General features: G+C 64.9%; 21 protein-coding genes. 7 read left to right on the forward strand and 14 right to left on the reverse strand.

The features are described from left to right. Nucleotides 1-86: 86 nt before the first annotated feature. From nth to metG, 6 genes are read right to left on the reverse strand one after another with little or no spacing between them, the layout of a single operon-like run. Nucleotides 87-725 (reverse strand): endonuclease III, encoded by a 639-nt coding sequence (gene nth / locus ACKLLE_RS21190; protein ID WP_064303660.1) that lies wholly within the window; start codon nt 723-725, stop codon nt 87-89. Next, nucleotides 722-1261 (reverse strand): Rnf-Nqr domain containing protein, encoded by a 540-nt coding sequence (locus tag ACKLLE_RS21195; protein ID WP_420058987.1) that lies wholly within the window; start codon nt 1259-1261, stop codon nt 722-724. The genes nth and ACKLLE_RS21195 overlap by 4 nt, the downstream gene beginning before the upstream one ends. Continuing rightward, nucleotides 1258-1866 carry an RnfABCDGE type electron transport complex subunit G gene (locus ACKLLE_RS21200; protein ID WP_420058988.1) on the reverse strand — a complete coding sequence of 203 codons (609 nt, stop codon included), beginning with the start codon at nt 1864-1866 and terminating at the stop codon, nt 1258-1260. The genes ACKLLE_RS21195 and ACKLLE_RS21200 overlap by 4 nt, the downstream gene beginning before the upstream one ends. Beyond that, entirely contained in the window at nt 1863-2834 is a 972-nt protein-coding gene (locus ACKLLE_RS21205) for an RnfABCDGE type electron transport complex subunit D (RefSeq protein ID WP_420058989.1), read from the reverse strand. The genes ACKLLE_RS21200 and ACKLLE_RS21205 overlap by 4 nt, the downstream gene beginning before the upstream one ends. After that, on the reverse strand, nt 2831-3493 hold the full coding sequence (locus ACKLLE_RS21210) for an Rnf-Nqr domain containing protein (protein WP_064303664.1): 663 nt from the start codon (nt 3491-3493) through the stop codon (nt 2831-2833). The genes ACKLLE_RS21205 and ACKLLE_RS21210 overlap by 4 nt, the downstream gene beginning before the upstream one ends. 59 nt (nt 3494-3552) lie before the next feature. Next, complete coding sequence (metG, locus tag ACKLLE_RS21215) at nt 3553-5595, reverse strand: methionine--tRNA ligase (RefSeq protein WP_420058990.1); 2043 nt, start codon at nt 5593-5595, stop codon at nt 3553-3555. Between the two features lie 154 nt (nt 5596-5749). Here metG and apbC point away from each other — a divergent pair, with 154 nt between their 5' ends. Next, the gene (gene apbC / locus ACKLLE_RS21220; protein ID WP_009396492.1) at nt 5750-6844 is read left to right on the forward strand and encodes an iron-sulfur cluster carrier protein ApbC; all 1095 of its coding nucleotides are present in this window, start codon (nt 5750-5752) and stop codon (nt 6842-6844) included. A gap of 155 nt (nt 6845-6999) precedes the next feature. On the opposite strand, the gene ACKLLE_RS21225 is transcribed toward apbC, so the two are convergent. Beyond that, complete coding sequence (locus ACKLLE_RS21225) at nt 7000-7209, reverse strand: cold-shock protein (protein ID WP_009396490.1); 210 nt, start codon at nt 7207-7209, stop codon at nt 7000-7002. Nucleotides 7210-7544: 335 nt separating this feature from the next. On the opposite strand from ACKLLE_RS21225, the gene dcd reads away from it, so the two are divergent. Together dcd and ACKLLE_RS21235 are read left to right on the forward strand one after the other, a co-directional pair. Further along, nucleotides 7545-8111, forward strand: coding sequence for a dCTP deaminase (dcd, locus tag ACKLLE_RS21230; RefSeq protein WP_009396478.1), 567 nt, complete (start codon nt 7545-7547; stop codon nt 8109-8111). An 85-nt stretch (nt 8112-8196) separates the two neighbouring features. Next, the gene (locus ACKLLE_RS21235) at nt 8197-8421 is read left to right on the forward strand and encodes a hypothetical protein (protein WP_009396477.1); all 225 of its coding nucleotides are present in this window, start codon (nt 8197-8199) and stop codon (nt 8419-8421) included. Nucleotides 8422-8423: 2 nt separating this feature from the next. Here the strand turns inward: ACKLLE_RS21235 and pdeM are convergent, their stop codons facing one another. From pdeM to ACKLLE_RS21270, 7 genes are all read right to left on the reverse strand, one after another. Beyond that, a complete protein-coding gene (gene pdeM, locus ACKLLE_RS21240) occupies nt 8424-9083 on the reverse strand; it encodes a ligase-associated DNA damage response endonuclease PdeM (protein WP_420058991.1) in 660 nt (219 codons plus the stop codon). Beyond that, entirely contained in the window at nt 9067-11532 is a 2466-nt protein-coding gene (locus ACKLLE_RS21245) for a ligase-associated DNA damage response DEXH box helicase (protein WP_420058992.1), read from the reverse strand. The genes pdeM and ACKLLE_RS21245 overlap by 17 nt, the downstream gene beginning before the upstream one ends. A 54-nt stretch (nt 11533-11586) precedes the next feature. Next, complete coding sequence (locus ACKLLE_RS21250; protein ID WP_420058993.1) at nt 11587-12351, reverse strand: ABC transporter ATP-binding protein; 765 nt, start codon at nt 12349-12351, stop codon at nt 11587-11589. 10 nt (nt 12352-12361) lie between these two features. Next, a complete protein-coding gene (locus tag ACKLLE_RS21255) occupies nt 12362-13477 on the reverse strand; it encodes a succinylglutamate desuccinylase/aspartoacylase family protein (RefSeq protein WP_420058994.1) in 1116 nt (371 codons plus the stop codon). Between the two features lie 12 nt (nt 13478-13489). Continuing rightward, nucleotides 13490-14200 (reverse strand): ABC transporter permease, encoded by a 711-nt coding sequence (locus tag ACKLLE_RS21260; protein ID WP_420058995.1) that lies wholly within the window; start codon nt 14198-14200, stop codon nt 13490-13492. Next, nucleotides 14197-14925, reverse strand: coding sequence for an ABC transporter permease (locus tag ACKLLE_RS21265; RefSeq protein ID WP_009396468.1), 729 nt, complete (start codon nt 14923-14925; stop codon nt 14197-14199). The genes ACKLLE_RS21260 and ACKLLE_RS21265 overlap by 4 nt, the downstream gene beginning before the upstream one ends. Nucleotides 14926-14989: 64 nt before the next feature. Further along, on the reverse strand, nt 14990-15772 hold the full coding sequence (locus ACKLLE_RS21270; RefSeq protein WP_420058996.1) for a transporter substrate-binding domain-containing protein: 783 nt from the start codon (nt 15770-15772) through the stop codon (nt 14990-14992). 337 nt (nt 15773-16109) lie between these two features. Between ACKLLE_RS21270 and ACKLLE_RS21275 the strand changes: the two genes are divergently transcribed. From ACKLLE_RS21275 to ACKLLE_RS21290, 4 genes are all read left to right on the forward strand, one after another. Further along, nucleotides 16110-16772, forward strand: coding sequence for a LuxR C-terminal-related transcriptional regulator (locus tag ACKLLE_RS21275; RefSeq protein ID WP_420058997.1), 663 nt, complete (start codon nt 16110-16112; stop codon nt 16770-16772). A 371-nt stretch (nt 16773-17143) separates the two neighbouring features. After that, on the forward strand, nt 17144-18574 hold the full coding sequence (locus ACKLLE_RS21280) for an NAD(P)/FAD-dependent oxidoreductase (protein WP_420058998.1): 1431 nt from the start codon (nt 17144-17146) through the stop codon (nt 18572-18574). Beyond that, a complete protein-coding gene (locus ACKLLE_RS21285) occupies nt 18571-19416 on the forward strand; it encodes a N5-glutamine methyltransferase family protein (RefSeq protein WP_420058999.1) in 846 nt (281 codons plus the stop codon). Before ACKLLE_RS21280 ends, ACKLLE_RS21285 begins: the two co-directional genes overlap by 4 nt. Next, entirely contained in the window at nt 19413-20681 is a 1269-nt protein-coding gene (locus ACKLLE_RS21290) for an aminotransferase class I/II-fold pyridoxal phosphate-dependent enzyme (RefSeq protein ID WP_420059000.1), read from the forward strand. Before ACKLLE_RS21285 ends, ACKLLE_RS21290 begins: the two co-directional genes overlap by 4 nt. The last annotated feature ends 17 nt before the right edge of the window (nt 20682-20698 follow it).

Genomic DNA, 20698 nt, shown 5'->3' on the forward strand with positions numbered 1-20698 from the left:
AGGGCCGTTGGCGCCCCTTATATCGATATTCCAGAGACTGGTAAAAAAGATTTTTTCAATCGGAACGGCTGGTTTTTCCTATTTCTTCAATCGTCGCAGGTCTTGTGCTTGTACTCGCACAAGTCTTCGATTCGACAACTGCCACAACGGGGCTTGCGCGCCTGGCAAACATAGCGTCCGTGCAGTATCAGCCAATGATGGGCATCCAGCAGATAGGCCTTGGGCACGAACTTGAGAAGCGCTTTTTCCACTTCCACCACGTTCTTGCCCGGGGCGATACCGGTGCGATTGCTGACACGGAAGATGTGGGTGTCCACCGCCATGGCCAGTTGGCGGAAGGCGGTATTGAGCACCACGTTGGCGGTTTTGCGTCCTACGCCCGGGAGCGCTTCCAGCGCCTCGCGGGTTTGTGGTACCTCGCCACCGTGCTGTTCGACGAGGATGCGACAGGTTTCGATAACGTTCTTTGCCTTGCTGTTGTACAGGCCGATGGTCTTTATGTATTCCGACAGCCCTTCCACACCGAGGGCATGAATGGCCGCTGGGGTATTGGCCACGGGGAAGAGTTTTGCCGTGGCCTTGTTGACCCCGACGTCGGTGGCCTGGGCCGAGAGAATCACGGCAATTAGCAGCTCGAACGGCGAACTGTAGGCCAGTTCCGTTTTCGGTTCGGGGTTGTCTTCGTGCAGCCTGCGAAAAATCTCCAGGCGTTTGGTGGCATTCATCTGTCAGCGGTTTCCTTCACGGTCGGAGCGGCCTGTTTTGGACAGGCTCGTTTGATCAAGGCCAGCAGCAAGCCGAGCAGCAACAGCGCTCCCGGTGCCAGGCTGGCGAGGTGCAGGGCGCCGCTGGCGAGCAACTCGCGGCAGGCACCGAGCAGCAGAAAAAGGCTGCCGTAGCCGGCCAGCAGCAGCGCCAGGCGACGCCACTGGCCAGGCGAACCGAGGCTCTGCTCGACCAGCAGGCAGGACACGGCGATCAATTCCGGATAGATACCCAAGGCCTGGCGCAGTTCCAGCGCCCAGGCGTGCAGGGCCAGGGTCTGGCAGGTCACCACGGCGGCGGCGAGCAGTATGCTGGCGATCACCGCGCAGGTTGCATCCAGTTGCCGACGCAGCGGCGTCATCAGGGCCCGGTGCACGACAATGGCCACGACGCTCAGCGCTGCCATGGTCGCGGCCTGCAGTAGCGTCTGGCTTGCACCCAGCAGTGGTGCCAGGCTCAGGGCGGCCAGCGAGAATCCATTCATGGGGCTATTCATGGGGCTGGGTCTCCTTTCAGCCATTGCGGCGCATGCTGGTCGAAGTAGCGCAAGGCGTCCTGGATCGCGTGGATAACGGCGCGGGAGGTGATGCTCGCGCCGGCCAACTGATCGAACTGGCCATTATCGCGTTTCAGCGCCCAGGCGCTGTCCGGTGTATTGCCCTGGCCGTGGCCGTTGAAGCCCTGCAGCCAGGTATTGCCCGGCTCTGCGATGCGGGCGCCCAGGCCTGGGGTTTCCTGCTGTTGCAGCACGCGACTGGCGATCACCCGGCCGTCGCGGTCGATGGCGATCAGCAGGTCGACCGGCCCGGCGTAGCCCGGGAATCGGCTGAGCAGCAGCACCGCGCTGGAGCGGCCATGCAAGGTGGCAAGGTAGCCGGCCTGAATGCGGCTATGGGCCAGGTCCGGATCCGGCAGGGCGATCGGCTGCTGCAGTGGCTGGTTGTCATAGCTCGTATCTGGCAATACCGCGAGCCAGGCCCGGGCCTGTCGATCCTTTTCGGCAGCGGCAATCAGCGGCGCGCAGTAGTGCTGCCAGGCGATGCTGGCGCCTGCGCTGATCAGCGCCAGCAGGCCCACGACAAGCGGTCCGCGCAGGTTCATGCCGTCTCCGGACGTCGCTGTTGTGCCCAGCGATCCAGCGCCGGCACGCAGAGGTTCATCAGCAGCACCGCGAACGCTGCGCCATCGGGGTAGTTGCCCCAGGTGCGGATCAGGTAGGTCAACACACCCACCATTGCGCCGAACACCAGCCGGCCCCACGGGGTTTTCGGCCCGCTGACCGGCTCGGTAACGATGAAGAACGCGCTGAGCATGGTCGAACCTGCCAGCAGGTGCAAAAGTGGCGAACCGTTGGAGTCCGACCCTGAACCGTTCCAGCACAGCAGGCTAATGAGGAACAGGCTGCCGAGCATCGCCACGGGCGCCTGCCAACTGATCACCTTGCGTTGCAGCAGGAACAGCCCACCGGCGAGAAACGCCAGGCTGGCCCATTCGCTGCCGCGCCCGGCCAGGTGGCCGAAGCCGGGATGGCTGGCGAACAACTCGTCGATGGTCAGGCTGCGGTTCTGCCGCAGGCCGTCCAGCACCGTGGCCTGGGCCCAGGCATCCGGCCGTTCGGCAACCCCCGACAGTGCCTGCAAGGCATGACCGAGGTCCAGCGCCTGGGGTGCAGGCCAATGGGTCATCGGTACGGGAAACGACAGCAACACCACGGCGTAGCCAAGCATTGCCGGGTTGAATGGATTGCGCCCGACCCCGCCATACAGTTGCTTGCCCAGGGCTATGGCGCTGCCCGCCGCGATCACCGGTATCCACCAGGGCGCATAGGCGGGCAGGGCGACGGCCAGCAGGCAGGCGCTGACCAGCGCACTGCCATCGTTCAGCGCGGGCAGCACAAGGCGTCCGCGCAGGCGCAGCAGTGCGGCCTCGGTCAGCAAGGCGGAGGCGGCGCACAACAGCAGATTGCACAGCACGCCCCAGCCATATACCCAGAACAGCACCAGCACGCCGGGCAGGCAGGCCAGCAGCACCTGTTGCATGGCATCGCGCAGTCGCGGGTCGGTGTTCATGAGGCGAACAGTCCGTTGAAGCCAAGAAACGCCATGGCCATGATCCCGGCGCCCATCAGCTCGATGGGCAGTCCGCGAAAGGCCCTGGGAACATCTTCATGCTGGCTGCGCTGACGCAGATCGTCGAACAGGGCCAGCACCAGCCAGAACCCCAGGCCGCTGCCGAGGCCGACCATGGCGGCGTGCAGCACGCCTTGATGCTCGCCGCTCAGTTGCAGGCACAGGCCAAGCAATGCGGCGTTGCCGGTCAATAGCGGCTGAAGGTTGGTGAACGGCCAGCCCTTCAGCCAGCGTTGCAGGCCAGCGAGAATCGGCGCAGGGCCGAGCACGCAAAGCGGAAGGAAGACGAACAGGCGCAGGTAATCGAGTTGCAGGGGTTGCAGGGCGTAGCGGTAGAGTAACTGGCCTGAAACGCTGACCAGCAACATCGCTACCAGCGTCGCCAGGCCAAGTGCATGCACCTTGACGCGAAACGCGGACCTTGTGGGAGCGGGTTCACCCGCGATTACGGTTTTGAATCCACTACCGCAATCGCGGGTGAACCCGCTCCCACATGGGCCGCGTTCCTTGCGCAGCAGGGGATCGATCGCCAGCAGGTGCTGCAAGGCAACGTTATTGACCAGCGCGGCGCCGATCAGGGCGAGGATCAGTTCGGTCATGGCATCCGGCACCGACCATGCAATGAAAACGCCCCGGCGGTGAGGCCGGGGCGACGGGGTTACTTGATGCGCTGACCTGGCTTGGCACCGCTGTCAGGGCTCAGCAGGTAGATCTCTTCACCGCCAGGGCCGGCGGCCATGACCATGCCTTCGGAGACGCCGAAACGCATTTTCCGCGGTTTCAGGTTGGCGATCATCATGGTCAGGCGGCCTTCCAGGCTGGCCGGGTCCGGATAGGCCGACTTGATCCCGGAGAAGACGTTGCGCTGTTCGTCACCGATGTCCAGAGTCAGGCGCAGCAGCTTGTCGGCGCCCTCCACGGCCTCGGCCTTGACGATCAGGGCGACGCGCAGGTCCACTGCGGCGAAGGTATCGAAATCGATCTCCGGGGACAGCGGGTCCTTGGCCAGCTCGCCGTTGCCGGCTTGCGCCGCAGGGGCCTGGCTGGCGGCGAGATCTTCCTTCGAGGCTTCGACCATGGCTTCGACCTTGGCCATCTCGATGCGGGTCATCAGCGCCTTGAACGGGTTCAGCTTGTGGTTTTCCAGGCGGGTGAGGTGGTCGTTCCATGTCAGCGGGGCGACGTTCAGGAACGCCTCGGCCTCGGCGGCCAGCACCGGCAGGACCGGCTTGAGGAAGATCACCAGCTGGCGGAACAGGTTGATGCCCTGGGCGCAGATGGCCTGGACTTCGTCCTGCTTGCCTTCCTGCTTGTTCAGCGACCACGGCGCCTTGTCGGCGATCCAGGCGTTGGCACGGTCGGCCAGGGCCATGATCTCACGCATGGCGCGGGAGAAGTCACGGGCTTCATACGCGTCGGCGATCCCCGGGGCGGCGGCGAGGAAGGCCTCGGTCAGCTCCGGCGCGGCGTCGCCGGCAACCATCACGCCGTCGTTGCCCTTGTGGATGAAGCCGGCGCAGCGGCTGGCGATGTTGACCACCTTGCCGACCAGGTCGGAGTTGACCTTCTGCACGAAGTCCTCGAGGTTCAGGTCGAGGTCGTCGACACCACGGCCGAGCTTGGAGGCGTAGTAGTAACGCAGGTACTCCGGCGACAGATGATCCAGGTAGGTGCGCGCCTTGATGAAGGTCCCGCGGGACTTGGACATTTTCTGGCCGTTGACCGTCAGGTAGCCGTGCACGTTGATCGCGGTCGGTTTGCGGTAGCCGGCGCCCTGGAGCATGGCTGGCCAGAACAGTGCGTGGAAGTTGACGATGTCCTTGCCGATGAAGTGGTACAGCTCGGCGGTGGAATCCTTGTTCCAGAAGGCATCGAAGTCCAGTTCCGGGCGCCGCGCGCAGAGGTTCTTGAAGCTGGCCATGTAGCCGATCGGTGCGTCCAGCCAGACGTAGAAATACTTGCCTGGCTCGTCCGGGATCTCGAAGCCGAAGTACGGCGCATCGCGGGAAATGTCCCACTCCTGCAGGCCGGAATCCAGCCATTCGGCGAGCTTGTTGGCCACGGCGTCCTGCAGGGTGCCGCTGCGGGTCCACTCCTGGAGCATGGCCTGGAAGTCAGGCAGCTTGAAGAAGAAGTGCTGGGAGTCCTTGAGCACCGGGGTAGCGCCGGAAATCGCCGACTTGGGGTTCTTCAGCTCGGTCGGCGCGTAGGTGGCGCCACATTTCTCGCAGTTGTCGCCGTACTGGTCCTCGGCCGCGCATTTCGGGCAGGTGCCCTTGATGAAGCGGTCGGCCAGGAACATTTTCTTGTCCGGATCGAAATACTGGGTGACCGAGCGGGTGGCGATGTGGCCGGCGTCGCGCAGTGCCAGGTAGATCTGGCTGGACAGCTCGCGGTTTTCTTCGGCGTGGGTGGAATGGAAATTGTCGAAATCGACGAGGAAATCGGCGAAATCGCCAGCATGTTCCTTCTGCACACCATCGATCAGCTGTTCCGGAGTGATGCCTTCCTTTTCCGCGCGCAGCATGATCGCCGAGCCGTGTGCATCGTCAGCGCAGACGTAGATGCACTGGTTGCCACGGTGCTTCTGGAAACGCACCCACATGTCGGTCTGGATGTACTCGAGCATATGGCCAAGGTGGATGGAACCATTGGCATAGGGCAGGGCACTGGTAACGAGGATCTGGCGTGGCTCGGACATGGGGGCTCGGCTACTTAATTCGGCTATCAGGGGAAAAACGGTGATCGGCAACTATAAAGCGCCGGGAAATATATTTCACCCCGTGGGCGTCCCGGGGCGGACACACGGGTTAGCATAGCCGCCTGTTTCGATCAGTCTTTTATCGGGAGTCTCCATGAGCGCCGTCACTCGCGCAGCGGTTGAAGCCGTCCTTCGTCAATACACCGACCCTTACCTGAACCAGGACCCGGTCAGCGCCGGCTGCGTTCGCGCCATCGTGATCGAGGGCGACCGGGTTGGCGTGCTGTTGCAACTGGGCTACGCCGCCGGTCTGTTCAAGAATGGCTGGGCGCAGGTCCTGCAGACCGCCATCGAAGGGCTGGACGGCGTTGGCGCCGCCAAGGTGACCATCGACTGCGTGATCGAGCCGCACAAGGCCCAGGCGCAGATTCCCGGCCTCGCCAATGTGAAGAACATCATCGCCGTGGCCTCCGGCAAGGGCGGCGTGGGCAAATCCACCACCGCTGCCAACCTGGCCCTGGCCCTGGCCCGCGAAGGCGCGCGGGTCGGCATTCTCGACGCGGATATCTACGGCCCGAGCCAGGGGATCATGTTCGGCATCCCCGAGGGCACCCGGCCGCAGGTCAAGGAACAGAAGTGGTTCGTGCCGATCAAGGCCCATGGCGTGGAAGTCATGTCCATGGCGTTTCTCACCGATGACAACACGCCGATGGTCTGGCGCGGCCCCATGGTCTCCGGCGCATTGTTGCAACTGGTGACCCAGACCGCCTGGGACGACCTCGATTACCTGGTGATCGACATGCCGCCAGGTACCGGCGATATCCAGCTGACCCTGGCGCAGAAGGTCCCGGTGGCCGGCTCGGTGATCGTCACCACGCCCCAGGACCTGGCGCTGCTCGACGCCAGGAAAGGCGTGGAGATGTTCCGCAAGGTGAATATCCCGGTGCTGGGCGTCGTCGAGAACATGGCCGTGCATATCTGCTCGAACTGCGGGCACGCCGAGCATCTGTTCGGCGAAGGGGGGGGCGAGAAGCTGGCGGCGCAATACGGGGTCGAACTGCTGGCCTCGCTGCCGCTGTCGATGCTGATCCGCGAGCAGGCCGACAATGGCAAGCCGACCGCGATTGCCGAGCCCGAGAGCCAGATCGCCATGGTCTACCAGGAACTGGCCCGCTCGGTGGGCGCGCGGTTGGTGCTGCAAGAGGCGGCGGCGCCGGCGATGCCGAATATCACCATCAGCGACGACTGAGCCGTTCGGGCCCTATCGCTGGCAAGCCAGCTCCCACACGTGTGGGAGCTGGCTTGCCAGCGATAGGGCCAGTAGCCGCACCACAAAACCCAGGCATAAAAAAACCCGCCGGAAGGCGGGTTTTTTTGAACGCTATGAAAGCGAATCAGCAGAAGTTAGATAACTTCGACTTCTTCAGCTTGCATGCCTTTCTGGCCGCGGGTAGCGACGAAGGAAACCTGCTGGCCTTCTTTCAGGCTCTTGAAGCCGTCAGCCTTGATGGCTTTGAAGTGTACGAACAGGTCGTCACCGGATTGTGGGGTGATGAAGCCGAAGCCTTTCTCATCGTTGAACCACTTGACGGTACCGGTTTGGCGATTGGACATGGTCTGTCTCCTTGGACAAAGTTGATTACGGCTCAGGAACGCCCTGGCCGGGACTGAGTGCAAAAAGACAGAAAATTCATGGATGGGCGATCGAAATCTTGCATCAAGTAGAGATTCTCAGTGACAACGTGCAGCACAGTGGCGGCACCATAACCCTTTTTCCACGAGGTGCCAATGGTCTCGTGGGCCTTTTGCGCAATTCGTGACTGACGGCGCCGTTCGTGGCCTGCCGGGCTCCGTCCGGTAACCGGATGCAGGCTAAATCTTTGAAGCGCGCGCGCGTCCCGGTAAGATGCGCGTCACCTTTTTCACCCCGCTATTTCAGGAACCCCGCCATGAGCATCAAATCGGACAAGTGGATTCGCCGCATGGCGCAGGAACACGGCATGATCGAGCCGTTCGTCGAGCGCCAGGTGCGCAACGACGGCAATGACAAGCTGATCTCCTTCGGTGTCTCCAGCTATGGCTACGATGTGCGCTGCGCCGACGAATTCAAGGTGTTCACCAACATCAACTCGGCCACTGTCGATCCGAAGAACTTCGACGCCGGCAGCTTCGTCGATATCAAGAGCGATGTCTGCATCATCCCGCCGAACTCCTTCGCCCTGGCCCGTACCGTCGAGTATTTCCGCATTCCGCGCAACGTCCTGACCATCTGCCTGGGCAAGAGCACCTATGCGCGCTGCGGCATCATCGTCAACGTCACCCCGCTGGAACCGGAGTGGGAAGGCCACGTGACCCTGGAGTTCTCCAATACCACCACCCTGCCGGCGAAGATCTACGCCAACGAGGGCGTGGCGCAGATGCTTTTCCTCGAATCCGATGAAGAGTGCGAAGTGTCCTACAAAGACCGTGGCGGCAAGTACCAGGGCCAGCGCGGTGTGACCCTGCCCCGTACCTGATCGCAGGCTGTTATCCGACGAACCGGGGGAATTCCCCCGGCTTTCGGCACTCCAACGAGGTGAATAGTCTCGTCAGGAGCAGCCAATGAAACTCGACCCGACCATCAGCGCCAAGCTGGCCTTGCTGCAGCCCAACCAGATCGGACTGCTGGCCTGGTCATTGCTCGCCCATCCGCCACTGCAAGCCGGTGGTGTGCCCGGGCAACCCGACCCGGACACCCCGCAACCGCCGCAGCCAGGTGACACGCCGCCCATGGAACCTGGCGAACCGACCCTGCCCGATGAACCGCCTCCCGCCCCGGTAGCCTGAGTTTAGCGCGCCAGCGCCCAGACCTGGCCGTCACCCGCCAGATACAGCCGTGCTGGCGGGCGCAGGTCTACTTCCCAGCCGCCGGTGAACTCGCCGAAGGCTGGCAGCAGGCTGACCTGCTCATCGATCACGAAGCAGTGCAGGCGCAGTCGCTGCCGCGCACGACCGCGCAATATCCACACCGGGTGCACGTGGCCGGCCAGCACGGTGTGTGTCGGGTGTGCCAGCGGTTCATGTTGCAGGGCGAACGGGCCTACCAGCCAAGGTTCATCGATCACCTCCACACCCAGTGCTGCTGGCGGATCGCCAGCGTGGCGGTCGTGGTTGCCGCGTACCAGATGGATATGCAATTGCGAATGACGCTCGCGCCAGGCCCTAAGCAGGGCGAGGGTTGCCGGTGCGCGCCCGGAGCGGGCATGGATGAAATCGCCCAGGACTATCATCCGTTCACAGGCGTAAGCGTCGAGCAGCCCGTCCAGGCGCTCCAGCGTCGCTGCGGTGGTGCCTCGCGGCACCGGTTGGTGCAGCGCGCGATAGCTGGCAGCCTTGCCGATATGCACGTCCGCCACCAGCAATGCCTTGCGCGCCGGCCAGTACAAGGCGCGGTCGGCCAGCAGCCACAGGCGTTCGCCACGCAGTTCGATCTCAACGTGAGCGGGCACGGCGCGGCCTCCCGTCGGCAGCCTGTTCCAAGTCGGCGACCATGCGCGCGATGCGGTCGGCCAGCTTTTCCGTACTCATGGTCTCGCGCATGCCTTCGACCACCAGGGCAAAGGCCAGCGGGCCGGGGCGCCGCAGGTCGCGCAGGTCCAGGTGCAGTTCGTTCATCTTCACCAACTGGCGTTGCAGGCGTTCGATCTCCAGCTCCTCGCGCAGCACCTCGTCGCGTGCCTGGCCCAGCAGCAGGTTGCCGGCGTCATGACGGCGGAACACTTCGAAGAACAGCCCGCTGGAGGCCTGGATCTGGCGCGTGCTCTTCTGCGCTGCCGGATATCCGCCGAACACCAGCCCGGAAATCTGCGCGATCTCGCGAAAACGCCGCTGGGCCATTTCCCCGGCATTGAGGCTGGCGAGCACGTCTTCCAGCAGGTTGTCCGGGCTCAGCGCCGACGGCAGCAGCGCTGCCCAGTCCACGACGGTGGGCGTAAGCAGTTCGAAACCGTAGTCATTCACTGCGATCGATACGCTCAGCGGTGTTTCCTTGCTGGCGCGCCAGGCGATCAGGCTGGCCAGGCCCAGATTGGCCATGCGCCCGGCGAAGGGGTAAAGAAACAGGTGCCAGCCCTGCCGCGAATGCCAGGTCTCGGCCAGCAGGCTGCCACGTGTAGGCAGCGCCGACCATTCGCGTTGCAGCTCCAGCAGCGGGCGCACCGCCTGCATTTCCGCACCGATGAAGCGCCCATGGGCTGCGGCATCCAGTTGCGCTACCAGGGCATCGGCCAGCTCGCTGGACAACGGCATGCGCCCGCCATTCCAGCGCGCCAGCGCGGCCTTGCGCGAATTACTGCGGCGAACATAGGCGGTCATGTTCTCCACCCGCACCAGTTCCAGCACCCGGCCGGCGAAGACAAAGGCTTCGTCCGGTCGCAGCCGGGCGATGAAGGCTTCCTCGACGCTGCCCAGACTGGCACCGCCACCGCCCTTGCTCCAGAACCTGAGCTGGATGCTGGCGTCGCTGACGATGGTGCCGATGCCCATGCGATGGCGCCGCGCCAGGCGCTCGCTGACCACCCGCCAGACGCCGTCCTCGCCGGGCTCGACCCGCTGATAATCGGGATAGGCACTCAGCGAGCTGCCGCCATGCCGGACGAAATCCAGTGCCCACTGCCATTGGCTGTCGCGCAGGTCGCGAAAGGCCCAGGTGCTGCGCACCTCCTCCAGCAACGCCTCGGGGCGAAAGCCGGCGCCCAGTGCCATGCTGACCAGATGCTGGACCAGCACATCCAGGCACAGGCGTGGCGATTGCCGCGCCTCGACCTGCCCGGCCGCCAGGGCCTGGCGCGCGGCCGCGGCTTCCACCAGTTCCAGGCTGTGGGTCGGCACCAGGGTGATCCGCGAAGCCCGTCCCGGAGCATGCCCGGAGCGTCCGGCGCGCTGCATCAGCCGCGCCACGCCCTTCGCCGAGCCAATTTGCAGCACTCGCTCCACCGGCAGGAAATCCACCCCCAGATCGAGGCTGGAGGTGCAGACCACCGCCTTCAGCCCGCCGTCCTTGAGACTGCGCTCGACCCAGTCACGGGTGCTGCGGGCCAGCGAAGCATGGTGCAGGGCGATCAACCCCGCCCATTCCGGCCGTACTTCCAGCAGGCCCTGGTACCAGCGTTCGGCCTGGGCCCGGGTATTGGTGAAGACCAGGCAGCTCTGGCAGCCGTCGATCTCGCCGGCGACCTGCTGCAACTGGCTCAGGCCCATATGCCCGGCCCAGGGAAAGCGTTCGATCGCCTTGGGCAGCAGGCTGTCCACTAGCAGGCGCTTGTCCTGGCGCCCCTCGACCAGGCGACCGCCCTGGGGCAGCAAGACCTCGAGGGCATGCTGCAGATTACCCAGGGTTGCCGACAATCCCCACACCACCAGACCCGGCTGCCAGGTGCGCAGGCGGGCCAGTGCCAGTTGCAGTTGCACGCCGCGCTTGTTGCCGAGCAATTCGTGCCATTCGTCCACGACCACCATGCGCAGGCTGGCGAAGTCGCGTTGCGCCGAGGCCCGGGTCAGGAGCAGCGTCAGGCTTTCCGGGGTGGTGATCAGGGCCGAGGGCAGGCGTCGGGCCTGGCGGGCACGCTCTGCGCTGCCGGTATCGCCGCTGCGTACGCCGACGGTCCAGGGCAGTCCGAGGTCGTCCAGCGGCGCTTGCAGGGCTCGCGCCGTGTCGGCGGCGAGGGCACGCATCGGTGTGATCCACAGCACCTGCAAGGGCGCGACCGACGAACCCTGGCCCGCGAAGGCGCGCAGCGCCGCGAGCCATACCGCATAGGTCTTGCCCGCGCCGGTGCTGGCATGCAGCAGGCCGGATTCGCCACGTCCCACTGCCGCCCAGACCTGCCGCTGAAAGGTGAACGGGGTCCAGTCGCGGCTAGCGAACCAGGCATCGGCGAGGTTAGGAGTGGCGGGCATGGGCGGCTCGGCAAGGGCTATGTCTTCACAGACCATCGGCAGCCCCGGTTGGTTTTATTTCAGGTTGCCGCGCAGGAACTGCTGCAGGCGTTCGCTCTTCGGCTGGCCGAGCACATCGGCCGGTGCGCCTTGCTCCTCGACCAGGCCCTGGTGGAGGAACATGACCTGGCTGGACACCTGGCGGGCAAAGGCCATCTCGTGGGTAACCATGATCATGGTCCGGCCTTCCTCGGCCAGGCCCTGGATCACCTTGAGCACTTCGCCTACCAATTCCGGGTCGAGCGCCGAGGTGGGCTCGTCGAACAGCAGCACCTCCGGCTCCATCGCCAGGGCGCGGGCGATGGCCACGCGCTGTTGCTGGCCGCCGGAAAGGAAGGCCGGGTACTGGTCGGCCACCCGTGGCGCCAGGCCGACCTTGTCCAGGTAGCGCCGCGCCCGTTCCTCGGCTTCCTGCTTGCCGATCCCCAGTACCCGGCGCGGGGCCATGCAGATGTTTTCCAGCACGCTGAGGTGGCTCCACAGGTTGAAATGCTGGAACACCATGGCCAGCCGGGTACGCAGCCGTTGCAGCTCGTCGGCATCGGCCACGTGCATGCCATGGCGGTCGTGGACCATGCGGATGTCCTTGCCGTCCAGGGTCATGCGCCCGTCGTCGGGCTGTTCGAGGAAGTTGATGCAGCGCAGGAAGGTGCTCTTGCCCGAGCCGCTGGCGCCGATCAGGCTGATCACGTCGCCGGTCTTCGCCTTCAGGGACACGCCCTTGAGCACCTTGTGCTCGCCGTAACTCTTGTGCAGGTCTTCGATGGTCAGTTTGTACACGGATGATTCCTCAAGGCGACAGCAGGTAGCCGCTGCGGTAGGCCTCGCGGCCGGCGACATGGGCGATGACCATCCCGGCGGTGGCCATGCGTCGCAGCGAACGGGCATAGAGCAGGCCGGCCTGGGTGTTGCGTACCGGGGTCACCCGGTCGTTGAGGGGATCGATCACCTCGGCCACCAATTGCCCGGCTTCCAGGTACTGGCCTGGCGTCACGTGGAACACCAGCAGGCCACCCAGTGGCGTCGCCACCGGTTCCACCGCCGCCAGGGGCGTGGCCGGGTAGAGCAGCGGCGGCAGTGGCGTCGGCTCGCCTTCGATGGCGCCGAAGCGGGTCAGGTAGTCGAGGATCGCCGTGCAGTCGGCCTCGGCCAGCGGATGGCTGACATCGCCCTGGCCGCGCAACTCGACGGTCACCGAAAAACTGCCCATCGGGATCGGGAACTGCTTGCCGAAGCGCTGCTGCAATTGCCACCAGACCAGGGTGAAGCACTCGTCGAAGGACTGCCCGCCGGAATCGGTAGCCAGCAGGCTGGCCTGCACCCCCAGGTAGCGCGACAGCGGCTCGACCTGGGCCCAGGCTTCCGGCGTGGTGTAGAGGTGTTCCACCGCCTCGAAGTCGCAATGCAGGTCGAGGACCATGTCGGCATCGCAGGCCAGGCGTTGCAGGGTCAGGCGCTGGGATTGCAGCGGCGTGTTGGCCGGATGGGCGTCGAGGCCGCGGCGCAGGTATTCGCGGATCAGTTCGATGTTGTGCTGCGGATCCTGGCTCAGGTGGCCTTCGATCTGGTCGCCGATCTGGTCGCTGAGGTCGACGAAGCGCCGATTGAAGTTCTCGCCGCTTTGCAGTTCGTAGCGTCCCAGCGGGACGTCCATCAGCACCTGCTCCAGGCCCACCGGGTTGGCTACCGGGACCAGGACGATCTCCTTGCGCAGCACGCCGCGCGCCTCGAGCTCGGCCAGGCGCTGCTTGAGGTGCCAGGCCACCAGCATGCCGGGCAGTTCGTCGGCATGCAGCGAGGCCTGGATGTAGATCTTGCCGCCGGCCCGGGGGCCGAAGTGAAAGCTGTGGATCTGCCGGGCGATGCCGGGAACCGGGGCCAGCAGGTCGTGGGTCTTGTGGTGCATGGAAAATCAGTCCTAGTGAGCAGGGCCGAGGAAGGCCAGCCAGCGCCGTTCGGCGAGGCGGAACAGGCCGACCAGGGTAAAGGTGACGCCCAGGTAGATCAGCGCCGCGATGCCGAACGACTGGAAGGTCATGAAGGTCGCCGAGTTGGCGTCCCGCGCCACCTTGAGGATATCCGGCACGGTCGCGGTAAAGGCCACCGTGGTCGAATGCAGCATCAGGATCACCTCGTTGCTGTAGAACGGCAGCGACCGGCGCAGCGCCGACGGCATGATGATGTAAGCATAGAGTTTCCAACCGTGCAGGCCGTAGGCGCGAGCGGCTTCGATTTCACCATGGTGCATGCTGCGGATCGCCCCGGCGAAGATTTCCGTGGTGTAGGCGCAGGTGTTCAGGGCGAAGGCGAGGATGGTGCAGTTCATCGCGTCGCGAAAAAACGCATCCAGCAGCGGTTGCTCGCGCACTGCGGCGATGCTGTAGATCCCGGTATAGCAGATCAGCAACTGGATATAGAGCGGTGTGCCGCGGAATAGCCAGGTGTAGAACTGCACCGGCCAGCGTATCCATAGCTTGCGTGAAACCCGGGCGATGGATAGCGGGATGGAGACGAGGAAGCCGATGGCCAGCGAGGCGCTGAGCAGCCACATGGTCATGGCCAGCCCGGTGACATGGGTGCCGTCGGTATAGAGGAAGGCCCGCCAGTATTCCTGGAGCAGTTCGATCATCGCAGCGCCTCCCGGGTGCCGACGTTATAGCGCCGTTCCAGCCAGCGCAGGATCAGGTTCGAAGCGCTGGTGATGGCAAGGTAGATGAGCGCTGCCACGACCAGGAAGAAGAACAGTTGGTAGGTGCTCTTGCCGGCGTCCTGGGCGGCCTTGACCAGGTCGGCGAGGCCGATGATCGAGACCAGCGCGGTGGCCTTGAGCATCACCATCCAGTTGTTGCCGATGCCCGGCAGGGCGAAGCGCATCATTTGCGGGAAGACCACGAAGCGAAAGCGCTGCATGCGCTTGAGGCCATAGGCCGTGGCGGCCTCGACCTGGCCACGTGGCACGGCAAGGATGGCGCCGCGGAATGTCTCGGTGAAATAGGCGCCGTAGATGAAGCCCAGGGTGATGACCCCGGCGGCGAACGGGTCGATCTCGATGTACTCCCATTCCAGGTAGTCGGTGAGGCTGGTGAGCCAGGTTTGCAGGCTGTAGAAGATCAGCAGCATCAGCACCAGGTCCGGTACGCCGCGGATCAGCGTGGTGTAGAGCTGGGCCGGCAGGCGCAGCATGCGGATCGGCGACAGCTTGGCGCTGGCGCCGACCAGGCCGATGCCCACCGCCACCAGGAGGGACATGAAGGCCAGCTCCACGGTCATCAGGGTGCCTTGCCAGAGCAGCGGGCCGAAACCTTTCAGACTGAAAGCGGAAAGCCCGAGAAGGGCGAGCAGTTGGTCGAGCATGGAGGCGAACCCCGAGGCAGAAATAAAAGTGCCCACCCTTGTGGGGCGGGCACTGGTTCAGCGGTTACTTGCCGCTGTAGAGGTTCAGGTCACCGAAGTGCTTCTTCTGGATTTCGGCGTAGGTGCCGTCATCGTGTAACGCTTTGATACCTTTGTTCAGGAGTGCCTTCAGCTCGGTGTTACCTTTGCGGATGCCGATAGCGGTCTTGGACGGCAGCAGCTCGCTGTCCACCGGTTTGCTCACTTCATAGCCGGCACCCTTCTCTGACTTGAGGAAGCCCAGCTCGGCTTGCAGCATGTCCTGGATCGAGGCGTCGAGGCGGCCGGAAAGCAGGTCGGCGTAGACCTGGTCCTGGTTCTGGTAGGCCTGGGTCTTGACCTCGGCCTTGTCCAGCACGGCCTTGGCGTAGGCTTCCTGGATGGTGCCTTGCTCGTAGCCGACGGTCTTGCCCTTGAGCGAGGCGATATCGGCGCTCAGCCCGGAACCTTTCTTGTAGACCAGCGCGGTAGGGCCGCTGAACAGTTCATCGGAGAAGTCGATGGCTTTCTCCCGTGCCGGGGTGACGGTCATCGACGAAATCACGCCATCGAACTTGTTGGCCTTCAGCCCCGGAATCATGCCGTCGAAATCACTCTCGACCCATTTGCAGGTGACCTTGAGTTCCTTGCAGATGGCGTTGCCCAAGTCGATATCGAAGCCCACCAGGCTGCCGTCGGCGGCCTTGGACTCGAATGGGGCATAGGAAGGATCGACGCCGAAGCGCAGCTCTTTGTATTCCTTGGCGAAGGTACTGCCGGCAGCCAGGCACAGAGCAACAGCGGAAAGCGTCAGCCATGCTTTTTTCATCATGTAGTCCTTGTGAAACGGCGGATATTGGGTATGGCCGTGCACCGTTACCGGTCGCGGCCCGACATCACAGTGATAGCAATTTCCGCACCATCGTTCCAAAAGTGCTGTCCGGGTTGGGGTTGGGGGATTCAGGGGATGCGTAGCGCCGCCCTGTTTTGGCGCTGGGGGTGGGGCAGGGGGCTGTTTGTCGGTGCATGGGGGCTGGGTGCTATGGTGCTGCTGCTGGCCTCATCGCTGGCAAGCCAGCTCCCACAGTGTCCGCTGAGCCTGTGGGAGCTGGCTTGCCAGCGATGAGGCCCTTGAGTGCACTACATCAAGGACAGGACCCCCGCCAATGAGGCCCACCCCCGACTTCATGCACTGGTGGCTCGAAGCCAATGCCTGCTTCGACGACTGCCACACCCCGGACGAACTGTTCGAGGAAACCGCGCGCCTGACCCGCGCCCTGGATTTCCAGCGCTTCGCCTGGGGCCGGCGCCGCGCCGTGCCGTTCAGCCAGGCGCGTGCGCAGTTCACCGGCAGCTATCCCGCCGCCTGGCTGGCCGACCAGGATCAGTTCCCGCCTCCCGGCCTGCTGCTCTGGGACCATAAGGCCGACGCCCCCGGCAGCCTGCGCGACTTCGGCTTCGCCAGCGGAGCCACCTTCACCCAGCGCTGCCGCGACAGTGGCTGGCACATGCTCTGCGTGGCCCGGCAGAAAGGCCCGCTCAAGTCCGCCGAGCTGGTACCCCTGAAGCTGTACCTGCGCAGCCTGCTGGAACTGCTCGACGAACACCTCGAACGGGTCGAAGGCCGCACTTGCGCGATCCAGCTCAGCGAGCGGGAAACCCAGATATTGCGCTGGATCGCCGATGGTAAATGCTCCAAGGGCATCGCCGCGATCCTCGAGCTTTCCGAGCACACGGTGAACTTCCATATCAAGAGCATCCTGCGCAAGTTCGACTCGCCCAACCGTGTACAGGCAGCGGCGCAGGCGGCCGCGCTCGGGCTGATCTGAGGCTGCCATCGGTCGCCCGGCAACCTGTCGTGCCGGCGAGTGTTTAAAGCGGATGCGCAGGTGCAAAACGCAGTTCCGACCCGATGAAAAAGTGAGCAGACCTGCGCGGTGGCGCCATTTGGCGGGACTTTTCCTACACGATTTCACCTGCCTGTTCCGGTAGTTGTCCCCCCGCGTCGATGCCCCTAGTGTCTTCGCCGTGCTGTCGAGCGGTGAACGACGCGAAAGGACAATCCCACCCTTTGTCCGCGTTGTTCGCCCTGGACATTCGGACGGGTTCGAGACAAGCCGGCAGCCTGTCTCCTGGCGCTGCACTCCTACAGTGCCAGCCGTCCTGTTTTATCGCTTTCACTACATCGCGGGAGACACCCATGATCCACGACGTTGTTGTGGTCGGCAGCGGTGCTGTCGGCGCGTCCATCGCCTTCGAACTGGCCAGCCGCGGACTCAGCGTCTGCCGGGTCGGCGAGACTGCCCGGCGCACTGCCGCTTCGCGGGCGGCCGGGGCCATGAACGGCTGTTTCGGCGAAGTCACCCGCGGTCTTCTGGCCAGTGACCATGGTCGCCTGAAACTGGCCATGGATATCCAGGCCAAGGGCCTCTGGGCCGATTGGTGCGAACGCCTGGCCCGGGCCAGCGGCAACCCGGCGGGCCTGCTCAGCGCCTGCGGTACCCAGGTGATCCTCAACTCGGCCGGCATGGCCGAGATCGACAGTGTCAACTTCGGCGCCATCGAACAGGCGCTGCGCGACTACCAGACCTTCTACACCCCGGTGCTTCCCGGTGAGCTGGACTGGATCAAGGCCAACGACCTGGTACGGCCGATGCAGGCCCTGCTGATCCCCGACGAAAACGCCATCGACGCCCACCTGCTTCTGGAAAAACTCGACGCCGCGCTGCTCGGCTGTGGCGGCGAAATCATCGACAGCAATGCCCGTGCGGTCCTCAGCGAGGGCTGGAGCACCACGGGTGTGGCCCTGCACGATGGCCGCCATCTGCCGGCCCGGCACGTGGTGGTTGCCGCCGGCGTGCACTCCCTGGAACTGTTCGACGGCCTGGAGGAAATCCGCCGGCATATCCCGCCGCTGTTCGCCGGTTACGGCGTGTCCATCCTTCTGCGCCCGCCTGCCGGGCGGAAGGTACCGCAAACGGTAATCCGCACGCCCAACCGCGCCTTCGCCTGCGGCCTGCACTGCGTTCCCCGTGGTCACGACCTGCTCTATATCGGCGCCACCAACATCCTTGCCGAGCAGCCGCGCAACCACGCCCAGGTGTCCGATGTGCAGTTCCTCCTCGATTGCGCCGTCGACCAGCTCAACCTCGACCTGCACGATGCCGCGATCGTCGATATCCAGGTGGGCAACCGCCCGGTCAGTGCCGACGGCTTCCCGCTGATCGGCGCCTGCGACTACGACGGCCTGTGGCTGGTCACCGGCACCTATCGCGACGGCCTGCACCAGTCGCCGCTGCTGGCGACCTGGATCGCCGACCGCATCGAGGGCCTGGACAACAGCCTCGACCTGTCCCGCTTCACGCCGATCCGCGAGCCCCTTGCCGGACTGCCGCGGGACGAGACGGTGGCCGAGACGGTACGGCAGATGTTCGCCACCGGCTACGAGTACCGCTGGAACATCAAGCCCTACTGGATGCCGCTGCTGGACCAGGGCATGAGCGAAAACTACACGCGCCTGATCACCTCGCTGCACCCGCGTTTCACCCCGCCACCGGAACTGGTGGCCTTCTCCTGGCGGTACCACTCGATGTACCAGCGCCTGGCCGCCTATTACGAGGCCTGGTCATGATCCTGTGCGCGTTCGAACATTATCAGGCCCTGGCCCTGCGCGAGTTGAGCGAGGCAGGCCTGTGGGATCCGCAGGGCGATCTGCAGGCCATCACCGACAAGCATTTCAAGGGCGGCCGCGCCCTCGATCCGCAGCGCCTGGATGCTTTTCGCGACGATATCGCCGAGCGCTGCTCGCGCATCCCGCTGGGGCATATCCTCGGTTACGCCGATTTCGACGGGCGCCGCCTGCTGGTCGGCAGCGGTACCTTCGTGCCGCGCCGGCAGAGCCTGGCCATGGTCCGCTGGATCGAGCGCAACCTGGCTTTGACCTGCGCGTCCACGGTCTATGACCTGTGCGCCGGTGTCGGCGCCATCGGCCTGGCCATCTGGGCCGCGACCGCTGCCCGGACCGTCTGCGTCGATAACGACAGCACCGCCCGGACCTACCTGCAACGCAACATCCGTCGCCTCGATGCGCAGCGGGAAGTCAGCGTGCTGGCCGCCGATATCACCCGCCCGGAGGCCTTCGCCACGGCCCGTGGTCGTGTCGACGTGGTGGTGAGCAATCCGCCCTATGTGCCGCCTGGTAGCGAACTGCTGCCGGAATGGGGCGAGCATCATCCGCCGGGCGCCATTTATGCCCGCCGTCAGGGCGCGGAGCTGATCGTCGCCAGTGCCGTCTGTGCCGCCGGCCTGTTGCGTGCGGGCGGGGTCGTGCTGATCGAGCACGGCGAAACCCAGTCGGAACAGGTCGCCGCTGCCCTGGAGCGCCATGGTTTCCAGGCCATCCACCATTGCCGGGACGACGATTTCAGCGACGCGACGGGAGCTTCCGTTTTCACCGTAGGGAGAGCGCCATGAACGACCATGCCCCGCTGCCGCACGGCAGCGAAGATAACTGGATGAACATTCGCCGCCAGCGCACCAGCGATGCACTCGACAGCGCCACGGCCGACGGTCTGACCGGCTTCGAGGTGATTGCGCGCAATGGCAAGCAACTGACCCTGCTGGACGGCAGCGTTTGCACCGAGTTCGTCTCCTGTTCCTACCTCGGGCTGGAGAACCATCCGGCCCTGGTCCTGGCTGCCCAGGTTGCGCTGGAGCGCTTCGGCGTGCACCTGTCGGCCAGCCGCGCGGCGATGAGCCCGCTGTATCTGCGCCAGCTGGAGCATCTGCTCGGCGATATCTACGGCGGTTGCAGTGTCACCGTGTTCAGTTCCACCAGCAACGCCCACCTTGGCGTGCTGCCACTGCTCGGCAGCGGCGGCATGGACGGCTACCCGGTCCGCGAGCGCGGGGTAATGTGGCTGGTGGACCGCACCGCCCATGCCTCGATGCAGGTGCTGCGCGGCCTGCTTGCCCAGTTCGGGCCGGTGCGCCGGGTCGACAGCGCCGACCCCGACGGGCTCGAAGAAGCCCTGGTGCAGTGCGCGCGCGAGCGCCTGACCCCGGTCATGCTCGTCGACGGCGTCGGCTCGATGTCCGGCCTGCTGCCGGTGGCCGAACTTGGCGAGCGCCTGCAGCGTCACCACGGCTACCTCTACGTCGACGACGCCCACGGAATTTCCATCAGCGGTTGCTATGGCGCCGGCTACACCTTCGAGCATCTCGGCCATCGCCTGCCCGGCAACATCCTCATCGCCGGCTCGCTGAGCAAGGCCTTCGGCGGGGCCGGCGGCTTCATCGTCCTCAAGCCCGGGGCGAATGCCGGACAGTTGCGCGCCCTGGCCAATCCGCTGGTGTTCGGGCACAGCATCCCGCTGCCGCTGCAGGCGGCAAACGTCGCCGCCGCGCAGATCCACCTGTCATCGGAAATCCATACCTTGCAGCAGGCGTTGTGGAGCAATGTGCGCCGCCTCGACGAACAGGTCGGGCCGACCCTGCTCAATGCCGGCCTGCGTGCGCCGATCCGCGGGGCGCTGTTCGACGACGAGCGCCAGGGCAACCTCGCCGCCAGGGCCTTGCGAGCCTCCGGGCTGGTGGTGTTCCCGGTGTTCTATCCGATCGTCGAGACCGGTCGCGCACTGCTGCGCTGCGCGGTGTCGGCGGCCCACGGCAGCGAGCAGATCGATTGCCTGGCGCGCCAGCTCAACCTGCAGATCGGCCGGGCCAGTAGCCAGCACTGAAACGCGGAGGAACGCCC

The sequence above is a fragment of the Pseudomonas bharatica genome (genome assembly GCF_048586865.1).
Lineage (GTDB): Bacteria > Pseudomonadota > Gammaproteobacteria > Pseudomonadales > Pseudomonadaceae > Aquipseudomonas > Aquipseudomonas bharatica.

Bases quoted from the DNA above. Each gene is read 5' to 3' on its own strand.
- nth (WP_064303660.1), bottom strand. From the start codon at position 725: ATGAATGCCACCAAACGCCTGGAGATTTTTCGCAGGCTGCACGAAGAC.
- ACKLLE_RS21195 (WP_420058987.1), bottom strand. From the start codon at position 1,261: ATGAATAGCCCCATGAATGGATTCTCGCTGGCCGCCCTGAGCCTGGCA.
- ACKLLE_RS21200 (WP_420058988.1), bottom strand. From the start codon at position 1,866: ATGAACCTGCGCGGACCGCTTGTCGTGGGCCTGCTGGCGCTGATCAGC.
- ACKLLE_RS21205 (WP_420058989.1), bottom strand. From the start codon at position 2,834: ATGAACACCGACCCGCGACTGCGCGATGCCATGCAACAGGTGCTGCTG.
- ACKLLE_RS21210 (WP_064303664.1), bottom strand. From the start codon at position 3,493: ATGACCGAACTGATCCTCGCCCTGATCGGCGCCGCGCTGGTCAATAAC.
- metG (WP_420058990.1), bottom strand. From the start codon at position 5,595: ATGTCCGAGCCACGCCAGATCCTCGTTACCAGTGCCCTGCCCTATGCC.
- apbC (WP_009396492.1), top strand. From the start codon at position 5,750: ATGAGCGCCGTCACTCGCGCAGCGGTTGAAGCCGTCCTTCGTCAATAC.
- ACKLLE_RS21225 (WP_009396490.1), bottom strand. From the start codon at position 7,209: ATGTCCAATCGCCAAACCGGTACCGTCAAGTGGTTCAACGATGAGAAA.
- dcd (WP_009396478.1), top strand. From the start codon at position 7,545: ATGAGCATCAAATCGGACAAGTGGATTCGCCGCATGGCGCAGGAACAC.
- ACKLLE_RS21235 (WP_009396477.1), top strand. From the start codon at position 8,197: ATGAAACTCGACCCGACCATCAGCGCCAAGCTGGCCTTGCTGCAGCCC.
- ACKLLE_RS21245 (WP_420058992.1), bottom strand. From the start codon at position 11,532: ATGCCCGCCACTCCTAACCTCGCCGATGCCTGGTTCGCTAGCCGCGAC.
- ACKLLE_RS21255 (WP_420058994.1), bottom strand. From the start codon at position 13,477: ATGCACCACAAGACCCACGACCTGCTGGCCCCGGTTCCCGGCATCGCC.
- ACKLLE_RS21260 (WP_420058995.1), bottom strand. From the start codon at position 14,200: ATGATCGAACTGCTCCAGGAATACTGGCGGGCCTTCCTCTATACCGAC.
- ACKLLE_RS21265 (WP_009396468.1), bottom strand. From the start codon at position 14,925: ATGCTCGACCAACTGCTCGCCCTTCTCGGGCTTTCCGCTTTCAGTCTG.
- ACKLLE_RS21270 (WP_420058996.1), bottom strand. From the start codon at position 15,772: ATGAAAAAAGCATGGCTGACGCTTTCCGCTGTTGCTCTGTGCCTGGCT.
- ACKLLE_RS21275 (WP_420058997.1), top strand. From the start codon at position 16,110: ATGAGGCCCACCCCCGACTTCATGCACTGGTGGCTCGAAGCCAATGCC.
- ACKLLE_RS21280 (WP_420058998.1), top strand. From the start codon at position 17,144: ATGATCCACGACGTTGTTGTGGTCGGCAGCGGTGCTGTCGGCGCGTCC.
- ACKLLE_RS21285 (WP_420058999.1), top strand. From the start codon at position 18,571: ATGATCCTGTGCGCGTTCGAACATTATCAGGCCCTGGCCCTGCGCGAG.
- ACKLLE_RS21290 (WP_420059000.1), top strand. From the start codon at position 19,413: ATGAACGACCATGCCCCGCTGCCGCACGGCAGCGAAGATAACTGGATG.